Genomic DNA, 17,868 nt, shown 5'->3' with positions numbered 1-17,868 from the left:
ATATCAAATTGGCGAATACCTGATCCTATTTCTGTTGCACTGCTTGGTGTAGCGCGGCTTTGAACGCCCGGCCTGCCGGGGACAAATCGGCATCGGCACGAAATGAAACTCCGATGGGCCCCTGGCCAAAGGGTACATCCCAATCCAACGGTGTCAAATAGCCGTGGGCAACGTCCTGCGAGACAACTTCGGCCGGCATAAGCCCGATCAAATCGCGCGATTGCAGCAAAGCCCGGTTGGTTAGATAGGACACGGATTCTATCATCACCGGCGGCACATGTTGTTGCTGACCAACGAAGAAATGGTCGAGCTGTCGTCTGAGTGTGGTTTCCAACGGGGGCACAATCCAGCCAAAAGGCTTGGTCTGAGCAAACGAGATGTTCTTACGCCTGGCAAGGGGGTGCTGATTGCCAACAATTGCAAGTATGTGATCCTCGAACAGTTTCTCCTGCCTGATCTTGTCACGGTGTCGGTGCGAGGGCAGACGTCCTACCACCATATCGATTTCACCTGACAGCAATCGGGGCATCAGAACTTCATTCGTGCCTTCATTGATCTTGATTGCCACGTTCGGGCGATCGGCCAACAATATTTCAATTGCCGTTGGCAGCAGGCTGGTCGAGGCGGCGAGCAGAGTACCCACAACCACACGCCCCGAATTCCCCTCATTCAGGTCATCAAGTTCCTGCGCTGCGTTTGAGACTTGTGCAAAGATCAGCTTGCCATGACGGATCAGGGTCTCTCCGAACACAGTTGGGATGACACCGCGATTGGTTCGGCTGAATAGTTTGACCTCAAAGTCTAGTTCCAGATCCTGAATCATCTTGGTAGCGGCGGGTTGCGAAATGCCCAGCTCGCGCGCGGCATTCTGGATATTGCCGTGTGCGCCTACGGCAACAAGCAAGCGCAACTGGCGCAATTTCAGCCGTGTCAGGGCGCGGTCGACAATGCGTGAATGACGTCCCACCATGATCAGAGCACGACCAGACTTGAAATCTGTTCGAGTTTCGAGATGACGCTCATCGCGGCCAATGCGGAGCTGCGCGGATTGTCGGGCAGGGAATTTCCGCTGATCTGAAAATGGAACTGCCCGAAATCGCCTTCAGCTTCGATCTCGTGGATGTTGCGAGTGATCGAAGGGTCTGCGATCAGACGGACCAGCGTTTGGTCGAAACCCAGCCCTGCCAGCGCGACCGCCGCCGCAACATTCGCGTTCTTAGGATATTCCAGTGCAGCCTCTCGGGCGGTGCCTTTGAAATGCGTTTCCGCGATTGTCAGAGCCTCTAGGTCCAGTTTGTCCGCTGCCGGTGAACCCATCCAGCCTAGCGGCGGTTTCCGCCCGACATAGGTGACTTTTTCCAGCTTGCCCGTCGCGGCGGCACTAAGGCAATCGAGCGCTCCGATCGCACCGCTGGCCAAATGCAGCTTTGCCCCACCTTCCCGTGCGGCCGATGCCAACGCATCTGCCACCCGCTGATCCGCCAGTGCGCCAATGGAAACGGTAACCAGATCGAGGCCGCAAGCCAGAATCTGAGGCCCGTACTCCTCCAGTGCCCGATGGCCCGCGCAATCAATCACCAGTTCCGTATTCGCCGAGAGCTTCGAAACCGAATCTACAAACAGTTCCGGATTTTGCGAAACGCTGCCCGATCTCACCAGCACCGCGCAAACCGAATGTCCCCGGGCCTGAACCGCATTCGAAACATATTGCGCAATTGCGCCTTTACCGATCAATCCGATCTTCATGCGGCAAGCCTACTCCAGCGCTAAAGATTTCTAAATTGATAATCCATGGATATTCTATTTTCCGATACCCAATTCTCGGCTTTCGCATTGGATCAGGTGGAATGATCGGGCTTTCATGATGCGGTCAACCGGAAGGCCCGTCTAATATGAAATACTCCAAGCACGATGCAAAAGCCTATGCGCGCGAACATATGACAGGAATTTGGGCAGCAGCCCTGAATCCGTTCAATGACGACCTTACGCTGGATGAGGCGGGGTTGAGGTCGAATATCCGGCACTGGATTGACGATCTGGGTATTCAGGGCCTGTTTGTAGCGGGCAAACAAGGCGAGTTCTTTTCGATGAGCCTTGAAGAGCGCAAACGAAACTTTGAGGTAGCCGTCGATGAATGTGCGGGCAGGGCCGGTGTGATCGTTTCAGTCTCGGATCAGAACATTGACACAGCGCTGGACCTGGCACGCCATGCGCAAAATTGCGGTGCCGACTACGTCGTCCTGCATGCGCCCGTTCTGAGTTTTGTTCAGGACCGCGGAGAGGTTCTGTACCAATATTATAAGCGGTTCTGCGACGAGCTTGATATTGGAATCGCGATGTGGAGCCATCCGGACAGCGGATATCTCATGCAACCCGAGGAATGCGCGCGGATTGCCGATCTCCCCAATATCGTTGCGATCAAATACTCGGTTCCGCGCGAGATGTACGTGAAGCTGACCCATATGGTCGGCGACAAGATTCAAGTCTCTACCTCAGCCGAACATGAGTGGCTGGATAACATCCTCGAACTGAACTGGAAACTGTACCTGTGCTCGTCACCACCCTACCTGTTGCAGAGCAAAAACGACCAGAGAATGAATGAATACACGCGGCTGGCCTTTGCAGGCAAAGCAGATAAAGCACGCAAGGTGTTCGACAGCCTGAACCCAGTGCGGGACGCAATGAAGCGTACCCGGCCTGCGGATAAACCCACCGCCTTTGGCAAATACTGGCAGGAACTATTGGGACAAACTGGCGGGCGGGTACGGCCCCCGATGTTAGAACTGACCGAGGCCGAAAGAGAGATCATTCGCAATGGGTTCGAAGAAAGCGGACTTAAGGTTTAGCCTCATAGATATAAGCAAATCAGATATCTAAATGCAGATAATTTCTTTGCGGTTATGGGAAAACAGGCCAATCTTCTACTAACAGGGAGTGGGATATGTCGAAGTTAAGAGCCTTCAACTTTCAGAAATGGATCGACGAACACCGTCACCTGCTGAAACCGCCTGTCGGCAATCAACAGATCTGGGAAGATGCCGACCTGATGGTCACTGTGGTTGGTGGACCGAACAAGCGGACCGACTACCATGACGACCCGGTCGAGGAGTTTTTCTACCAGCTAGAAGGTGACATGGTATTGAAACTGTTTGATGGGAATGAGTTCTACGACGTCCCGATCCACGAGGGCGAGATTTTTCTGCTGCCGCCCCATGTACGTCATTCTCCGCAGCGCCCTCAGGAAGGCTCCATCGGGTTGGTTATAGAACCCAAACGGCAGACAGGTGAACTGGACGCTATCGAGTGGTACTGTTTTGAGTGCGGATCGCTCGTTCATCGGGCCGAGATGCAACTGCAGTCCATCGTCAAAGACTTGCCGCCGGTCTACGAAAAATTCTATGCATCGGAAGAAGACCGAACATGCCCGCAGTGCCAGACCGTGCATCCGGGCAAAGAGCCACCAGAAGGCTGGGTCACACTCTGACACCAACAATAAAACAGGGAAACACATGAGACATTTTGCTAAGATCGCCGCATCTGCAGCCGCGCTGGCTGTGACATCTCTGGCCGCCCATGCAGATGAATTCCGTCTGGGCCTGATTACTCCACCCCCGCATATCTGGACCAAAGCAGCAGAGTCCTTTGGGGCCGAGTTGAATGAAGCCAGCGGTGGCGCTCATTCCGTTTCGGTTTTCCCGGCCCGCCAGTTAGGGAACGAGGCCGAGATGTTGCAGCAACTTCAGACCGGTGCGCTGGACATGGCGTTCATGACGGTGGCCGAGGTATCGAACCGCGCACCAGAATTGGGAGCGTTTTACGCCCCCTATCTGGCGGATGATATTGGCCATGCCGGGCGTATCCTGCGTTCCGATACCGCCAAATCAATGCTGGAGCCCCTGCCCGGTCAGGTTGGCGTCGTGGGCGTTGGCTACGGTATGGCTGGCCTGCGCCAGATCGTCAGCCGGGGAGAAGTGTCATCAGCTGACGACTTGTCAGGCCTGAAACTTCGGATCACGCCCTTCACACCGATCCTTGATTTCTACAACGCAGTTGGGGCTGCTCCGACTCCGATGCCCCTGCCGGCGGTCTACGACGCACTGGCCAATGGTCAGGTCGATGCCATCGACATGGATGCCGAATTGATCTGGGTTTTGAAATACTATGATCACGCCGATACGATCGTGCAGTCGGACCACATGATGTTCCCAATGGTCGGTCTGGTTTCGGCCAAGGTCTGGGCCGGTCTATCCGATGAAGATCGCGCAATGATTGGCGATCTGATGGCCAAGCATGTGGACAGCACCATCGATGCCTATGTCGCCAATGAGGCCAAGTGGCTGGATCAGATCGAGGGCACCGGCAAGGCCTACAAGAAAGTGGATGCCTCGTTCTTCGGCGATGCCATCGAGGAATGGAACGGTATCTGGTCGGAAAAAACCTCATCCCTTGACGCATTGCGGGCGACTGCGGCAGAAACCAAATAAAGGTGAATACATCAAGGAAAGGGCGTAGGTCGATCCTGCGCCCTTTTTCATAGGGGATCTGCGATGTTGTACCGGCTGTCAGCCGCCTGGGCGCGAGTAGAGTTGTGGTGTGCCGCAGGCTTGGCGGTCTGCGTGACCCTGTTGATCTTGCTGAACGTGGTGACACGCACAGCAGGAAACGCGCTTTTCTGGGTGGATGAGTTGGCGATCTATGCGATGGTCTGGATGACGTTTCTTGGCTCATCAGCAGCACTGCATCACCGCAATTCGGTCTCGATTACGCTCGTTGTTGATCTGGTACCACCTCGTATCAGGGCAATCATCGGCAAGGTGGTGGATCTGGTTGTATTCGTTTTCGCAGCCGCGATGCTGTACTTCTGCTGGCGCTGGTTCCTGCCTTTGGACATCGCGCGCGCTGGATTCGATACGGTGGCGTTTCAAGGTAATACATTTAACTTTATCTATGCCGAGCCGACCCTGACCCTTGGGCTGCCGAAATATCTGTTCTGGCTGGCCATGTGGCTGTTCGCGCTGGGGGCCACATTGCATTCCACGATGCACCTGCTGGCTTGGCAAACTAAGGGCGCGCAATCATGAGCCCGATTGTCTTTCTGGCCGCACTGCTTTTGTCGGTTCCCGTCGCCATCGTTCTTGCAATTACGGCGATCTGGTACATCTGGGAGAGCGGTAATACTGTTCTCTATGACAGTTTTGCCCAGAAGATGTTTGGCGGGCTAGAGAATTATGGCCTGCTGGCGATTCCCCTGTTCATGTTAACCGGAGAGCTGATGAACGAAGGCGGCATGACGCGTCGCCTGGTTGCTTTGGCGCGTGTCTTTGTGGGCGGGTTCCGAGGCGGGCTTGCCTATATCAACCTGTTAGCCAACATGTTCATGGCCGCCATCATTGGCTCTGCCACCGCGCAGATTGCCGTAATGTCGCGCGCCATGGTCCCCGCGATGGAAGAAGAAGGTTATGACAAAGGCTTTGCCGCCGCGACCACAGCGGCGGGAGGCCTGCTGGCGCCCGTTATTCCGCCCTCAATGATGTTTGTCATCTTCGGAGTTCTGGCTCAGATCCCGATTGGCGACATGTTCATCGCAGGAATCATTCCGGGGCTTCTTCTAGCCGGAGCCTTTGCGCTGGTGATCACTTTGATTGGGTGGTCGCAGCAGTTTCCCAAGGGCGTCTGGATGTCACGCCGCGACGCGATGCGCGCTCTGATCGCTGCCCTGCCCGCCCTACTGATCCCTGTTTCGATCATCGGAGGCATCCTGTTCGGCATCGCCACGCCAACCGAATCCGCCGCCATCGCCTCACTGATCGCGTTTCTGGTCGGATGGTTGATCTACGGCGATCTTAAACCTCAAAACTTGGGCGAGATGTTCAAAAGAACTGCCTCAAACGCGTCGATGATCCTGTTCATGATCGCCGCCGCCAGCGTTTTCGGCTGGGTTATTATCTACGAAGAAATCCCCCAACATCTGGCAGGTTTGATCACCTCAATTACATCCGATCCGTTTCTGTTTCTGCTGATCGTCAATCTCGCCCTGCTTTTGGTTGGAATGGTCATCGACGGCATCGCAGCGATCATTCTGATCACACCCATTCTGTTGCCCATCGCAACCGGATCCTATGATATCAGCCCATATCAATTCGGTGTTGTCGTTTGCCTGAATCTGGTTCTGGGCCTGCTGACACCACCTGTCGGAATCGGCCTCTACATTGCTTCCTCAATGAGCGGCACGAGCCCGGGGGCTATTCTCAAATCTCTTTGGCCCTTTCTAATCGCAGTTGCCACCGTTCTGATCCTTCTGAGCTACGCTCCAATACTGTCGACGGCTTTGATATAGCCCGTTCTACCCGGTTAGGTCTTTGTTGGGTGGTTCATCATCGTTTCCAACCCCCTGTACCGCAGAACGATTTTTACAAGAATAGCCGCCCATTCTTGATCTAATCCTTGGTTAAAATCACCTTGCGATAATCAATAGTATTCATAATTATACAACTGCATAACAATGGCATTTCATGGATTGGAAATGATAACCCAAGGTCGGAAATTCACGCGTCAATCCGCCGAATCTCGACGTGAAGCCCTGATTCAGGCGACGTTGGACCTGATTGCGGAGATAGGTTTACACGGCGCAACTGTCCGCGAAATTGCCGCTCGCGCAAACGTTACGCAGGGATTGATCCGGCATTATTTTTTATCGAAAGAAGAGCTGATTCAGGCCGCTTATGAACATCACATGAACGCTCTGACCGATCAAACTACAGCCGCGGCAGGTGATGGAACCGCAGTGTCTCAGCTAACCAATTTTGTGATTGCGTCGCTACAGCCTCCGGTAGTTGATCCGGCTGCCCTTGCGTTATGGGCCGGGTTTCTGAACCGGGTGCTCCATGACCCCAAAATGCAGTGCATCCACCAACAGACCTATACCTATTTTCGCGACCAACTTGAGAAACAGATCGTTGCGGCATTGAACGAATCCGGACGTTCGGTCAAAGCATCCGAGGCAACTCAACTAGCGATCGCCTGCAACGCGGTACTTGATGGGCTTTGGCTTGAAGGTAGCGCCATCCCGGACGCTTTCTCTGATGGGCAACTGGCGCAGATTGGGCTGACAGCCATCAGTGCGATCATCAGAATTCCGTTAACCAAAGAAATGAGGCAGCCTTGAGAACCACTGACGTAACTAAGCGGCTCGCCGACTTGGGAGGGGCGAAATGGGGTGTACACCTGAAAGCACGAGAGCTTATCAAAACTGGTGCGGATATCGTCGAGATGACGATTGGCGAACCAGACGTCCCTGTTCCAGATACACTGATTGAAGCCACCGTATCTTCGCTAAGGGCTGGGCGCACTGGGTATTCCAATGGCCACGGTGAACCTGGTTTACTTACAGCGATTGCCGAACGCTACACAGCCAACCGCGGGCGAGTTTTTGAACCTGAGAATGTTTTGTGCTTCCCCGGAACCCAAACCGCATTGTTTGCAGTAATGGCCGGGGTGGCTCAGACCGGAGACGAGGTTCTTGTCGGGGATCCGATGTATGCGACTTACGAAGGGGTTATTCGCGCGTCTGGCGCCGACGTGGTGCCCGTTCCGCTTCGACCCGAATGCGGATTTCGCATGCAGGCGCAGGACATCGCGCAGCGGATAACATCGCGCAGTCGTGCTATTTTACTAACCACACCACACAACCCCACAGGTGCAATTCTGACCGAGGCAGACATTGCCGAGATTGGACAATTGGCGATCAAACATGATTTGTGGATCATCTCAGACGAAGTCTATGAAGAACTTGTCTATGAAGGCGCGAGATTTGTTTCGCCATTAGCTATGTCGAATCTGGCTGATCGCGTTATCGCGGTTTCTTCGATCTCGAAATCACATGCGGCCCCAGGGTTCCGCAGCGGTTGGTGTGTCGGACCCGTCTCATTTTGTGAGGCTTTGCTGCCTTTTTCCGAAACCATGCTGTTCGGGAACCAGCCTTTTATTGCAGACATGACAGAACTGGCGATCCGAAGCGGATCTGAAGTGGCTCCTGGAATGGCTGAACGATTTGCGTCGCGCGCCACCCTGTTGGCCGAGCAACTGCGCGCCGAAACGAAGCTGACAGTGCACCGGCCAGAGGCAGGGATGTTTGCACTTATCAACGTCTCAGCCACTGGTCTAAACGGAGAGGCCTACGCCTGGGACCTATTGCAAGCTGGCGTGGCCGTCATGCCCGGATCAGCATTTGGCGACGGCTTGAACGATTGGGTACGTGTCGCGCTGACGATCAGTGATGCCAAATTTTCCACTGCGGTCAGCCGTATTGTGGACCACGCCAATTTGTTAGCCTGCGAACGCATCAGAGCAAGGCACGCTTAGACGCTGCATTAGAAAAATGTTCATGATAGCATCGCTCTAAAGCGGTTGGTCTTAGGTGGTTCTACAAGTTTGATTTAGCCCCAACAGATAGGACTATGTCACTTGAATTGGTCTCGGCTGCGGCCAGAGGGCACGCGATCACCCATACATTTGACATAAAATGGGGCGCGCAGAGCTTACGCGGTTCACTCCGAATAATGGCTGCACCGGCAACTCAACTGCAGTATCCGATGCCTTGTCGCTTAAGCTTTCAAGCGCGGCGACAATTTGACCGAGTAATTTTGTCGGAATTGCTTGCATCTCCTGCCAAATCGTCTAATTGACTATTTCAGTCGGGTAAGCGCCCGCACCGAATTCTAATGTTGGGACACATCATGCTGAAATCCTCCACATGTATCGCCGTCGCCTTGACGGCTCTGATCTCCACCTCGGCTGCAGCCGAAGGTGAGCTAAACCTTTATTCTTCGCGCCACTATGACACTGATGAGCGCCTGTATTCTGACTTCGAAGACGCCACCGGCATCACCATCAACCGCATTGAAGGCAAAGCAGATGAGTTGATCGCGCGGATGGAAGCTGAAGGTGCGAATTCACCTGCCGATATCCTTCTAACAGTCGACACGTCACGTCTGGCCCGCGCCAAGAATGCTGGTATTCTGCAGCCCATCGAAAGTGCAGTGCTGGAAGAACGCATCCCGGCCAATCTGCAGGATCAGGACAATCAGTGGTACGGATTCTCGCAGCGCGCACGGATCATCTTTTACGACAAGGCCGACGTTGCAAATCCCCCAGCCACCTATCTGGATCTGGCCAAGCCGGAGTATGAAGGACTGATCTGTATACGGTCGTCAAGCAACACTTATAACCAGACACTTTTGGCGTCGATCATCACCAACCACAGTGCGGAAGAAGCCAAAAAATGGGCCGAAGGCGTTGTCGCCAATATGGCCCGCGAGCCACAGGGCGGTGACACCGACCAGCTGCGCGGTATCGTTTCCGGCGAGTGTGAGATCGCTGTTTCAAACTCCTACTACTTTGCTCGTGCCATGCGCAAAGACGTAAAAGGCCTGAGCGCAGATATCGATATGATCGGCGTGCAGTTCCCGGCTCAAGGCGCTGAGGGCGCTCATATGAATCTGTCGGGTGCAGGTGTCGCGGCGAATGCGCCGAACAAAGAGAACGCCATCAAGTTCCTCGAATATCTCGCAAGCGATCAGGCCCAGGTATATTTTTCAAACGGAAACGATGAGTTTCCAGCGGTCGAAGGTGTAGCACTGGCCGACAACGTTGCAGCGTTGGGTAATTTCAAAGCGGATGAGGTGAACCTTTCGGAAGTCGCCAAGAACATCCCCGAGGCCCAAAAAATCTTTAATGAGGTTGGCTGGAAGTAAGTTATCTGGCAACCCGAGCAGTTAAGGGCGCGGATATTCCGCGCCCTTTTTTGTTGCGCACTACATTATTTTTGGCATAATTCTCAATTATGAAACTGATTCCCATATTTGATCTATGCTAGACAACCTCTCAAACCGCCTTGCAAAACGTCTGAGCGAGCTGCGTCAGGGCCGTGGCTGGTCGCTTGAACAACTGGCGGACCAAAGCGGTATCAGCCGAGCCACCCTTTCGCGGATGGAAAATGGTGATGTTAGCCCAACCGCCGAAACCCTTGGACGTTTATGTGCGGCTTACAGCTTGCCGATGTCGCGCTTGTTGATGATGGTCGAGGACAGTTTCGACCCTAAGGTGCCTTTTGAAAAGCAACCCGAATGGCACGACGCCGAAAGCGGTTTTACGCGCCGGTCGGTCTCACCTCCGGCGACGGGGCTCAGCGGTGAAGTGATGGAGGGCCATCTGCCCCGCGAAACAGTCATAAACTACGAGACACCACCCAAACCGGGGCAGGAACATCATCTGATTGTTCTGGACGGCGAATTGGCGCTGACAGTAGACGGAGTGCGCCACGCACTCAGCGGCGGCGACTGTCTGCGCTATCACTTGTCCGGACCCACGCAGTTTGAAACCGGGGCGAAACGAGGCGCGCGTTATCTGCTGGTGCTAATATGATCTCGCGCTTGTCCGAGGCCTTTTTCGATGCCGCACTGGAGGATTTGTCGGATATCCTTCATCGGTGCGTGCATACCGGTGCCAGCATAGGTTTCATCCTGCCATTTTCACACGAAGCCGCCCTTACATATTGGCGGGATCGGGTGCGCCCCGGCGTGCGCCAAGGCACGCTCGATCTGTTCGTTGCCTATGGTGATGGACGCATTCAAGGTACAGTGCAATTGATTCAGGCCACAATGCCAAACCAGCCCCATCGTGCAGATGTTGCCAAACTGCTGGTCCACCCCGATGCACGCCGCCGTGGGCTGGGACGCGCCCTGATGACCGCTTTGGAAACGCGGGCGGTTGAACTGGGAAAATCCTTGCTGGTTCTGGATACCCGTAGCTCCGATCCTTCACGGGTATTGTACCAGTCGCTGGGTTTTCAAATCTCTGGCGAAATTCCAAACTATTGCCGCAACCCGTTCGAAAATCGACTGGAACCCACAACCTATATGTTTAAGGACCTGAGCTTATTACCGGTCGTCAAAACAGTCGGTTAAATCTCAAAAACTCAATCCGGTGCCCTTTAGGCAGGTGCGCGATCTCTGCCGGGATTACCGCCAACCCGTCGGACTGTGCCAGCAATGCCACCCGCCCGCTGTAGGATGCCGCCAGACATCGCAACTGCGGAGTTCCGTCTGACGATTTGCCTTCAATCCGCACCGGCCGGAATTCCTGCCTACCTGCGTGACGTTGCAATGGCTCTGCCAGAACAGCTTGCTCGCTTTCCGGCTGAGTGTGGCTCAATCCTGCCTTCCGCGCCATCATATGCGACCCGATGATCTGCCATGTGACATAAGCAGATACTGGATTGCCCGGTAGCCCAACATATAGCGCATCCCCACGGCGCCCGAACATGATTGGCTTGCCCGGCTTCATTGCCACCTTCATCACATCAGTCTCACCGCCAATTTCCTTGAACAGGCGAGGCATATGATCTTCATCCCCCACCGAAACGCCACCTGTTGTGACGATTAGATCAGACGTTTCACAAGCCTCCTCCAACACGCGCTTCAGAAGTTTGGGGGCATCTTCGATCTGGCCGCAATCCGTTAAATCAATCCATGGCTTGTTCAACAAAGCCAACAGCATATACCGATTGGAGTTGTAAATCTGGCCGGGGCCCAGCACTTCATCCGGCTCGCGCAACTCACTGCCAGTCGAAAAAATTGTCACCCTCAGTTTGCGATATACCTTGACGCGCCCGTGACCAGAAGACGCCAGTACGGCAGCTTCGCGCGCAGTAATCTCACATCCGCGGGACAGAATCTGGGCCCCGACCTGTAAATCCTCGCCCGTGCGGCGTATGTGTTGACCGGGCTTGGGCCGACGAGAAAATCGGATGCGGTCTGCGATTACACTGCAGTCCTCTTGCATAAGAACGGCATCAAACTCCGTTGGAACCGGAGCGCCGGTAAAAATACGCAAAGCGCTGTCCACTGGTGCGTTGTGCATTCCGCTATCACCGGCGGCCATTCGCCCGCCTATCGGCAATTCAAACTCAGTCCCTTCGTCCAGATCACCAGTCCGAATGGCGTATCCATCCATGGCCGAATTGTCGAAGGCTGGCATGTCGACCTTACTGTAACACTCCTCGGCCAGAACACGCCCGATCGCTTGCTGCAGCGGTAAGGATTCAGTGTTATCAACTGGGTGCGCGATCGACAGGCCAAGGGTTAAGGCCGCATCCACGGTTTGATATATGAGAGCGTTACGGTCACAATCACACCCATCAGCCATTTTGAGCCCTCTTAATCCATTACTCCGATCGCTCTGGCAGGCCAGAGATCGACGTGGCGAATTTATAGAGCGATGAATTGAGGTTCTTTGATCGAGGTTAAATCTGCAATAAATTCGAGATCAGCTATTTTCCCTCTGAAAGTGGGCTGTGTGCCAAGCCAACCCAATCATTCTAACTCTGCAGTTGGCGATTCTGGCGGGTCAATCAAATTCGGACACGCGCAAATTTGACTACGCCCGAGGTTTTGACCGCTATACATCAATATCCAACGCCAGCGCATGGATACGCGGCACGATGTCTCCCAACGCTTTATGAACCGCGCGATGGCGGGCAACACGAGTCTGGCCAGTAAAGGCTTCCGACCGGATGCGAACGTTGAAATGGCTCTCTCCACCCTCTTGATAGCCTGCATGGCCGCGGTGGCTTTCGCTATCATCTACTACATCAAGCTCAGTCGGATCAAATGCTGCCTGCAATCGGTTACGGATTTCGTCGGTTACGCTCATTTTTTTGCTCAACGGCAAATAAATTGCCGTTCCCCTCTTCTACTTTCGGCTGCTTAGATTAAACTGCTGCCTCCGAGTCGAAAAGATGCCTTCGTGAGGTTGTGCAGATGGTAAAGTCAGATCCCTTCGGGTTCGATATGTCCGTGTCCAGCGCTAAGAAAAAGAAGCCGCGCGGGCGCCGAGGCATGTCGGGTGCGTCCGAAACTTCGGTGCGAATCTGCGATCATGAGGGTTGCGAAGAGGCCGGCAAGTTCCGCGCGCCCAAGGCACCTGATGTTCTGGATGATTTTTTCTGGTTCTGCCAGCAACACGTGCGCGAATATAACCAGAAATGGAATTTCTTCGACGGCACCACCGAGGCCGAGTTGAATGCCCAGCGCTCGAAGGACAAAGTGTGGGAGCGTGAGACCAAACCTATGGGTGACCCCGAAGCACGAGCATGGGCACGCCTGGGCATCGAGGACCCGCATCAGGTTCTGGGCGAAAACGCCACCAAGAACCCCGGCCGTGCCAACTCTGGCGGCCGCCGCCTACCCCCCACCGAACGCCGCGCGATCGAGATTCTCGAAGCTCAGGACAGCTGGTCCAAGGCTGAAATCCGGAAGGCTTATAAGAAACTGATCAAGGTGCTACACCCCGACATGAACGGTGGTGACCGGTCGCAGGAAGAGCAGTTGCAAGAGGTCGTCTGGGCTTGGGACCAGATCAAGGACAGCCGCAGCTTCAAGTAAGGTTATGCGGGAGCGGTTCGGCTTGGTACACGAATAATGCTTGTTTCGCGACATTTTCCGATTCCCGGATACATGCTGTTTGTAGGATCAATCCACTTGTAGAACGTAGCCAAATCGGGTTTGGCGGCGTAGAGGTGCCCGACATTGTGTTCGGCTGGGAATTCAGCGCGCGTTTGCTTGCTTATCATGGATGGCACGAGCGAGACACTCGTCGGATCGCAAGGCTCTATACCGTGGCCCCACACAGTACAATCCACTCCATAATAACCGGCCAGGTTCACCGGACGGCCACTTACGCTTTGGTTCAATTAAAAATCGAACGCCGTCTGAACCGGCGGGGAATATGGCTCGATCATTTCTTCGCCTTCGCTATCGCGCTTAATCGGTCTTACAGTGTGAAACTCGAAGCGGCCCTCGTAACCTGCTCCAAGCGATTTCTGAGCGTCCTGAGGTGTCGTTACCCCCGACAACCAGCTTTCAATCTCATCAGGCGTCAGGATGACCGGCATACGACTGTGAATATGGGCAATCTGCGGGCTTGGCTGACGGGTTAGAATCGAACAATTGTGACTTCCGTCTTGTGTTCGAACAAAACCGGCGAAGAACATGGTAGGTGCGTTGCGCTTGACCGTAATAAAGACCGGGCAATCATGGCCCTGGTCTTTTGGCCACTCATAGTACCCCAACGCCGGGATCAAGCAGCGGCCGTTGTCCCAATAATCTTGCCAGAAACCTACATTTTCAATCTTCGAGTTTATGACGGGCTTCGCGCTACGCGGGTCCTTCAACTGCCAGCGTGCGGTTGTCAGTTCTGCGGTGCCATTCGCCCACCGGATCATACCGATCTGATTGGTCGGGGAAACATTATAACCGCCTGTCGGCAACTGGTCGGGCAAATGAGGCGAAACTTTCCCGTAGAGAAAATTCTCGAGTATCGCCAACATCTCGCGCTGCGTCAGGTGACCGGCTGCAAACTTACCACACATGGTACGATGGTATTGGGTGGCGATAATCGGGGCAAGTGGGCAGCTTTCCCTCAAGCATTTTACGGATCACGAATCCAAAACTGCAGTGCTTTTTGGTTTTTAAACTCCTCGCCCACATCCTTCCACGAGAACTGCGCTACCACCCCCGGTAACGGCGTGTATCCCCGCGCGCGCCAGAAGGTATCAAGCGGACGGTAATCGGCGGGTCGCATCGGGTGGTTATCGGGGCGCTGGACGCTGCAGAAGGTGCATTTGGTGAAGCCCAACGCACGCGCATGTTGCTCGCGCAGGTCAAAGAACTTATGCCCTACGCCTTGTCCTCGGTAGCGCGGCAACAACACGGACTCTGCGCAATAGAAGATGTTTGAAAGGTCCAGATCCGTCTCTGCAAAGGCTGCGGCGAAGTCGTCAGCATGATCGGTCAGGGGGGCCCCGGTCGAGGCGCCGACCAACCTGTCGCTATCAAAGGCACCGACAACGATAGCCCTGTCACTGTTCCGATAGGATCGCAGGTATTCCCGTTCATAGGCCAAATCGCCATCATAGAGATATGGCCAAACCCGGAACACCTCGATCCGCAGGCGCGCCACATCGTCCAGCGCAGCCTCAAGTGCCGCTCCGGTCAAGGGGCGGACATCCGTGATCTCAGCCATTTGAAACCTGTTTGGTCCAGTCAGCAAGATTGTAGTAGGTCGTCACGCGTGAGATCTTACCATCCCTGAGGTCGAAGAACGAACCCGCAGGCAGGCGATAGGTCTGGCCATGCGCCTCAGGCAACCCCTCATCGGTTTCCAGATAGGTGCCGTTGACGATAAACTCGGCGGCGGCGCGGGCGCCGTGCTCAGCCTCGAAGATCACGATATCGGTCAGGTTCTCGCGGTAGCAACGATTCATATGGGCGCAGAAGGCGGCAAATTTCTCTTTGCCGACACGGATCTGGCCTTCGTTGACGTGATGGGCCACGTCGTCGGACAGGCAGGCCAGCATCGCCTCGACATCACCGGCGTTGAAAGCGTCGAAATAGGTTTTGACGGTCGAGTTCATGGTCGCTCCGTTGGTTCGCCCCAGCGGTCTTTCAGATGCGAGATGATCTGATCGCGGGTCTGTCGGTAGTGACGTAGCTTGTCCTCGCGGCTTTCGCCTAATCCGGTAGGGTCCATAATTGGCCAATAATCGACATCGAGGTGGAAAAAACGGGTCAGTTCCAGCGCTTTTCGCTGGCTGGCGGGCGACAGGGCCACAATCAGATCAAACGAGCTGAGGTCGTCGCCCCATTCCTCCATCTCGTCGAACGAACGCGATCGGTGGCGGGACAGTTCAACGTCGATTTCCTGACAAACGGCAATGCAGAACCCGTCGATATCCAGATCGCTATGCACTCCGGCGGATTGCACATAGGTGCCGGTGCCGTAGAACTTTTTCATGATGCCTTCGGCCATGGGGGACCGAACCGAATTGTGGTCGCAACAGAACAGAATGGACTGCGGCAGAGACGTCACCCGTCAGCCTCCGAAATGCAGCACGCAGATTAGCGTGAACAGGCGGCGGGCGGTGTCGGTGTCGATATCGGCTTTGCCTTCCAGCCGTTCCTGGAGCACGCGGCTACCTTCATTGTGGATTCCGCGCCGGGCCATATCGATGGTTTCGATCTGGCTGGGCGGCAGGTTCTTCACCGCGTTGAAATAGCTCTCGCAAATCTGGAAGTAGTCTTTGACCACTTGGCGGAACGGCCCCAGCGACAGATGAAACTCAGCCGCCTTCTCGCTCGCCTCGGTTTCAATGTCGAATACCAGACGTTTGTCGCGGATTGACAGTTGCACGTGGTATGGCCCGTCCGGGGTTGCCCGGTCGTCGCGTGAAGGAAGGGTGAACGAATTCTCTTCAAGCAGATCATAGATGGCGACCTTGCGCTCCTGCTCGATTTCGGGGGTCGGCGGGGGTAGGTTCCGGTCATCCAGTTCGATATGCGAGATACGGGTCATCTTAACATTCACAATCCTTACGTCTGCACAGACCTATAACAACGTATTTCAATGGGCAACGCACAGAAGTGGCATCGCCTCAAGTCATTGCGTCACATCAACCGTTCAACCGGTTCAGGCGTGCCGTAACCGATAATCCGTGCGCCTCAAGGCTTTCCGACTTCGCAAGCATTTCAGCCGCCGGACCAATGATGCGGAGAGCCTCGGGCGTCATTTGGCTGAGCGTGGTTCGTTTGAGGAAATCCATCACGCTGAGTCCGGACGAGAATCGCGCCGAACGCGCGGTTGGCAGCACATGATTAGGGCCGCCGACATAGTCGCCGATGGCTTCGGGCGTATACTGGCCGAGGAAGATCGCACCTGCGTGGATGGTTTTCTGGCTCAGAGCCTCTGGGTCGGACACGCAGAGTTCCAGATGCTCGGGGGCGATACGATTGGACAATGCGGCGGCCTCATTCAGATCACGCACGGTAATCACCGCGCCGAAATCACGCCAACTGGCACCTGCGATAGTACGGCGCTGAAGGGTCCCAAGGCGTTTCTCGACGGCTTGGGCAACGGCCTCACCGAAATCGGCGTCGTCAGTAATAAGTATCGATTGCGCACTTTCGTCATGCTCGGCCTGGCTGAGCAGGTCCAAAGCGATCCAGTCGGGGTCGTTGTCCCTGTCGGCAATGACCAGAATTTCCGAGGGACCGGCGATCATGTCGATGCCAACTTTGCCGAACACCCGGCGTTTGGCAGCCGCAACAAAGGCGTTGCCCGGCCCGGTGATCTTGTCGACCGGCGCAATAGTCTCGGTGCCATATGCCAGCGCGGCCACGGCCTGTGCACCTCCTATACGATAAATTTCATCCACGCCCGACAGTTGTGCCGCCAGCAGGACCAACGGGTTCGCCTGACCGTCAGGTGTTGGAACGACGATCGCCAGCCGGCCCACGCCCGCCACTTTCGCGGGAATTGCGTTCATCAGAACCGATGAGGGGTATGACGCCAGTCCTCCCGGCACATAGAGCCCCGCAGCCGACACCGCGGACCAGCGCCAGCCGAGCGTCGCCCCGGCCTCATCAGTCCACCGATGGTCCTCGGGCATCTGTTTTTCGTGGTAGGCCCGAATGCGTTCTGCGGCCAATTCCAACGCGGCGCGGTCCTCGGGTGTAACCTGCGCAACAGCTTCAGCGATCTCATCTGCAGAGAAGGCCATGGTCTCGGGCGTCAGCTCCAGCCGATCAAATTTCGCGGTCAGCTCGATCACCGCCGCGTCGCCCCGGGTACGCACATCATCGATGATCTGCGCCACGACCGCATCCACATCGGGGCTATCCTCGCGCTTGGCGGATAGCAGCGCCTGAAACGCAGGCTCGAAATCGGCTGAGGTCGTGTCGAGGAAAACGGGCATATAAGGGACTCCGAAAGCGTTCCCACGGGTCTTATCGCCGCGACCGGGCGGCCTCAACC

The 17,868-nt window shown here is 55.2% G+C and carries 22 protein-coding genes; 11 read left to right on the top strand and 11 right to left on the bottom strand.

The window, feature by feature from the left end:
• Positions 1–25: 25 nt before the first annotated feature.
• Together ACR3EJ_RS07480 and ACR3EJ_RS07475 are read right to left on the bottom strand one after the other, a co-directional pair.
• Positions 26–970: a LysR family transcriptional regulator gene (locus ACR3EJ_RS07480; RefSeq protein WP_170703686.1), complete on the bottom strand. Its 945-nt coding sequence runs from the start codon at positions 968–970 to the stop codon at positions 26–28.
• A gap of 2 nt (positions 971–972) precedes the next feature.
• Positions 973–1,746 (bottom strand): aspartate dehydrogenase, encoded by a 774-nt coding sequence (locus ACR3EJ_RS07475; RefSeq protein WP_170546483.1) that lies wholly within the window; start codon positions 1,744–1,746, stop codon positions 973–975.
• 146 nt (positions 1,747–1,892) lie between these two features.
• Between ACR3EJ_RS07475 and ACR3EJ_RS07470 the strand changes: the two genes are divergently transcribed.
• The 10 genes from ACR3EJ_RS07470 (at position 1,893) to ACR3EJ_RS07425 (ending at position 10,964) form a co-directional block, all read left to right on the top strand.
• A complete protein-coding gene (locus ACR3EJ_RS07470) occupies positions 1,893–2,846 on the top strand; it encodes a dihydrodipicolinate synthase family protein (protein ID WP_170546486.1) in 954 nt (317 codons plus the stop codon).
• A gap of 95 nt (positions 2,847–2,941) precedes the next feature.
• Positions 2,942–3,484, top strand: coding sequence for a 3-hydroxyanthranilate 3,4-dioxygenase (locus ACR3EJ_RS07465; protein ID WP_170546489.1), 543 nt, complete (start codon positions 2,942–2,944; stop codon positions 3,482–3,484).
• Positions 3,485–3,509: 25 nt separating this feature from the next.
• Positions 3,510–4,484 carry a TRAP transporter substrate-binding protein gene (locus ACR3EJ_RS07460; protein WP_170546491.1) on the top strand — a complete coding sequence of 325 codons (975 nt, stop codon included), beginning with the start codon at positions 3,510–3,512 and terminating at the stop codon, positions 4,482–4,484.
• Between the two features lie 63 nt (positions 4,485–4,547).
• Positions 4,548–5,081: a TRAP transporter small permease subunit gene (locus ACR3EJ_RS07455; protein WP_170546494.1), complete on the top strand. Its 534-nt coding sequence runs from the start codon at positions 4,548–4,550 to the stop codon at positions 5,079–5,081.
• The gene (locus ACR3EJ_RS07450) at positions 5,078–6,337 is read left to right on the top strand and encodes a TRAP transporter large permease (RefSeq protein WP_170546496.1); all 1,260 of its coding nucleotides are present in this window, start codon (positions 5,078–5,080) and stop codon (positions 6,335–6,337) included. The genes ACR3EJ_RS07455 and ACR3EJ_RS07450 overlap by 4 nt, the downstream gene beginning before the upstream one ends.
• A 186-nt stretch (positions 6,338–6,523) precedes the next feature.
• Complete coding sequence (locus ACR3EJ_RS07445) at positions 6,524–7,165, top strand: TetR/AcrR family transcriptional regulator (protein ID WP_480422905.1); 642 nt, start codon at positions 6,524–6,526, stop codon at positions 7,163–7,165.
• Positions 7,162–8,361, top strand: a complete 1,200-nt coding sequence (locus ACR3EJ_RS07440; RefSeq protein ID WP_170546499.1) for a pyridoxal phosphate-dependent aminotransferase — start codon at positions 7,162–7,164, stop codon at positions 8,359–8,361. The genes ACR3EJ_RS07445 and ACR3EJ_RS07440 overlap by 4 nt, the downstream gene beginning before the upstream one ends.
• Before the next feature lie 374 nt (positions 8,362–8,735).
• Positions 8,736–9,752, top strand: a complete 1,017-nt coding sequence (locus ACR3EJ_RS07435; RefSeq protein WP_170546502.1) for an extracellular solute-binding protein — start codon at positions 8,736–8,738, stop codon at positions 9,750–9,752.
• Between the two features lie 115 nt (positions 9,753–9,867).
• Positions 9,868–10,422, top strand: coding sequence for a helix-turn-helix domain-containing protein (locus ACR3EJ_RS07430; protein ID WP_170475966.1), 555 nt, complete (start codon positions 9,868–9,870; stop codon positions 10,420–10,422).
• Positions 10,419–10,964: a GNAT family N-acetyltransferase gene (locus ACR3EJ_RS07425; RefSeq protein WP_170546504.1), complete on the top strand. Its 546-nt coding sequence runs from the start codon at positions 10,419–10,421 to the stop codon at positions 10,962–10,964. Before ACR3EJ_RS07430 ends, ACR3EJ_RS07425 begins: the two co-directional genes overlap by 4 nt.
• Here the strand turns inward: ACR3EJ_RS07425 and ACR3EJ_RS07420 are convergent.
• Both ACR3EJ_RS07420 and ACR3EJ_RS07415 read right to left on the bottom strand, forming a co-directional pair.
• Complete coding sequence (locus ACR3EJ_RS07420) at positions 10,948–12,204, bottom strand: molybdopterin molybdotransferase MoeA (protein ID WP_170546507.1); 1,257 nt, start codon at positions 12,202–12,204, stop codon at positions 10,948–10,950. The genes ACR3EJ_RS07425 and ACR3EJ_RS07420 overlap by 17 nt on opposite strands.
• Positions 12,205–12,456: 252 nt before the next feature.
• A complete protein-coding gene (locus ACR3EJ_RS07415; protein ID WP_170546510.1) occupies positions 12,457–12,711 on the bottom strand; it encodes a BolA family protein in 255 nt (84 codons plus the stop codon).
• 107 nt (positions 12,712–12,818) lie between these two features.
• Between ACR3EJ_RS07415 and ACR3EJ_RS07410 the strand changes: the two genes are divergently transcribed.
• A complete protein-coding gene (locus ACR3EJ_RS07410; RefSeq protein WP_010441101.1) occupies positions 12,819–13,442 on the top strand; it encodes a DnaJ domain-containing protein in 624 nt (207 codons plus the stop codon).
• Between the two features lie 2 nt (positions 13,443–13,444).
• Here the strand turns inward: ACR3EJ_RS07410 and ACR3EJ_RS07405 are convergent, their stop codons facing one another.
• The 7 genes from ACR3EJ_RS07405 to hisD form a co-directional block, all read right to left on the bottom strand.
• Entirely contained in the window at positions 13,445–13,630 is a 186-nt protein-coding gene (locus ACR3EJ_RS07405; RefSeq protein ID WP_375543892.1) for a hypothetical protein, read from the bottom strand.
• 120 nt (positions 13,631–13,750) lie between these two features.
• Positions 13,751–14,428, bottom strand: a complete 678-nt coding sequence (locus tag ACR3EJ_RS07400) for an SOS response-associated peptidase family protein (protein ID WP_170546513.1) — start codon at positions 14,426–14,428, stop codon at positions 13,751–13,753.
• A gap of 59 nt (positions 14,429–14,487) precedes the next feature.
• Positions 14,488–15,081, bottom strand: a complete 594-nt coding sequence (locus ACR3EJ_RS07395) for a GNAT family N-acetyltransferase (protein WP_170546515.1) — start codon at positions 15,079–15,081, stop codon at positions 14,488–14,490.
• Positions 15,074–15,472, bottom strand: coding sequence for a ketosteroid isomerase-related protein (locus ACR3EJ_RS07390; RefSeq protein WP_170546517.1), 399 nt, complete (start codon positions 15,470–15,472; stop codon positions 15,074–15,076). Before ACR3EJ_RS07390 ends, ACR3EJ_RS07395 begins: the two co-directional genes overlap by 8 nt.
• Complete coding sequence (locus ACR3EJ_RS07385; protein WP_170546519.1) at positions 15,469–15,927, bottom strand: arsenate-mycothiol transferase ArsC; 459 nt, start codon at positions 15,925–15,927, stop codon at positions 15,469–15,471. The genes ACR3EJ_RS07390 and ACR3EJ_RS07385 overlap by 4 nt, the downstream gene beginning before the upstream one ends.
• Before the next feature lie 3 nt (positions 15,928–15,930).
• Positions 15,931–16,410, bottom strand: a complete 480-nt coding sequence (locus tag ACR3EJ_RS07380) for a UPF0262 family protein (protein ID WP_170546521.1) — start codon at positions 16,408–16,410, stop codon at positions 15,931–15,933.
• Positions 16,411–16,507: 97 nt separating this feature from the next.
• On the bottom strand, positions 16,508–17,809 hold the full coding sequence (gene hisD, locus ACR3EJ_RS07375; protein WP_170546671.1) for a histidinol dehydrogenase: 1,302 nt from the start codon (positions 17,807–17,809) through the stop codon (positions 16,508–16,510).
• Positions 17,810–17,868: the final 59 nt, after the last annotated feature.

It is taken from the genome of Ruegeria sp. AB11 (genome assembly GCF_056536325.1).
Note: the sequence above shows the minus strand (reverse complement) of the source record. Positions and strands in the feature narration are given on the sequence as shown.

Bases quoted from the DNA above. Each gene is read 5' to 3' on its own strand.
- ACR3EJ_RS07480 (WP_170703686.1), bottom strand. From the start codon at position 970: ATGGTGGGACGTCATTCACGCATTGTCGACCGCGCCCTGACACGGCTG.
- ACR3EJ_RS07475 (WP_170546483.1), bottom strand. From the start codon at position 1,746: ATGAAGATCGGATTGATCGGTAAAGGCGCAATTGCGCAATATGTTTCG.
- ACR3EJ_RS07470 (WP_170546486.1), top strand. From the start codon at position 1,893: ATGAAATACTCCAAGCACGATGCAAAAGCCTATGCGCGCGAACATATG.
- ACR3EJ_RS07465 (WP_170546489.1), top strand. From the start codon at position 2,942: ATGTCGAAGTTAAGAGCCTTCAACTTTCAGAAATGGATCGACGAACAC.
- ACR3EJ_RS07460 (WP_170546491.1), top strand. From the start codon at position 3,510: ATGAGACATTTTGCTAAGATCGCCGCATCTGCAGCCGCGCTGGCTGTG.
- ACR3EJ_RS07455 (WP_170546494.1), top strand. From the start codon at position 4,548: ATGTTGTACCGGCTGTCAGCCGCCTGGGCGCGAGTAGAGTTGTGGTGT.
- ACR3EJ_RS07450 (WP_170546496.1), top strand. From the start codon at position 5,078: ATGAGCCCGATTGTCTTTCTGGCCGCACTGCTTTTGTCGGTTCCCGTC.
- ACR3EJ_RS07445 (WP_480422905.1), top strand. From the start codon at position 6,524: ATGATAACCCAAGGTCGGAAATTCACGCGTCAATCCGCCGAATCTCGA.
- ACR3EJ_RS07435 (WP_170546502.1), top strand. From the start codon at position 8,736: ATGCTGAAATCCTCCACATGTATCGCCGTCGCCTTGACGGCTCTGATC.
- ACR3EJ_RS07430 (WP_170475966.1), top strand. From the start codon at position 9,868: ATGCTAGACAACCTCTCAAACCGCCTTGCAAAACGTCTGAGCGAGCTG.
- ACR3EJ_RS07425 (WP_170546504.1), top strand. From the start codon at position 10,419: ATGATCTCGCGCTTGTCCGAGGCCTTTTTCGATGCCGCACTGGAGGAT.
- ACR3EJ_RS07420 (WP_170546507.1), bottom strand. From the start codon at position 12,204: ATGGCTGATGGGTGTGATTGTGACCGTAACGCTCTCATATATCAAACC.
- ACR3EJ_RS07415 (WP_170546510.1), bottom strand. From the start codon at position 12,711: ATGAGCGTAACCGACGAAATCCGTAACCGATTGCAGGCAGCATTTGAT.
- ACR3EJ_RS07410 (WP_010441101.1), top strand. From the start codon at position 12,819: ATGGTAAAGTCAGATCCCTTCGGGTTCGATATGTCCGTGTCCAGCGCT.
- ACR3EJ_RS07405 (WP_375543892.1), bottom strand. From the start codon at position 13,630: ATGATAAGCAAGCAAACGCGCGCTGAATTCCCAGCCGAACACAATGTC.
- ACR3EJ_RS07400 (WP_170546513.1), bottom strand. From the start codon at position 14,428: ATGTGTGGTAAGTTTGCAGCCGGTCACCTGACGCAGCGCGAGATGTTG.
- ACR3EJ_RS07395 (WP_170546515.1), bottom strand. From the start codon at position 15,081: ATGGCTGAGATCACGGATGTCCGCCCCTTGACCGGAGCGGCACTTGAG.
- ACR3EJ_RS07390 (WP_170546517.1), bottom strand. From the start codon at position 15,472: ATGAACTCGACCGTCAAAACCTATTTCGACGCTTTCAACGCCGGTGAT.
- ACR3EJ_RS07380 (WP_170546521.1), bottom strand. From the start codon at position 16,410: ATGACCCGTATCTCGCATATCGAACTGGATGACCGGAACCTACCCCCG.
- hisD (WP_170546671.1), bottom strand. From the start codon at position 17,809: ATGCCCGTTTTCCTCGACACGACCTCAGCCGATTTCGAGCCTGCGTTT.